Raw genomic sequence first — 259 nt, forward strand, 5'->3', positions numbered from 1 at the left:
AAAGCCAGCCACGAGTCTTCGAGAATTTTTACAGCCATTCCTTCCTTGCCGGCCGATAAAAGAAAACCTCTAAAATAGCTTCGCGACGTTTCTCCAGACAAAGCCGTTTCGTAGCGATCTCGGGCCTTTTGGTATTCCTGAACAAGCTTCTCGTGAGACGCAATTGCGATTGCTACCGCCTCATCAACCAGCTCGCCGGACGCGTTAAACGCTTCCGCGGGTGGAGGCGGCAACGGTTCGGGCCTCTTGGGCTCTGGAA

Annotated in this window: 1 protein-coding gene; it reads right to left on the bottom strand. The window is 53.7% G+C overall.

The window, feature by feature from the left end:
- Nucleotides 1-259, bottom strand: a 259-nt coding sequence (locus tag CH341_RS35530; RefSeq protein ID WP_210208742.1) for a hypothetical protein, incomplete at both ends; no start/stop codon positions are given.

Source organism: Rhodoplanes roseus, from assembly GCF_003258865.1.
GTDB lineage: Bacteria > Pseudomonadota > Alphaproteobacteria > Rhizobiales > Xanthobacteraceae > Rhodoplanes > Rhodoplanes roseus.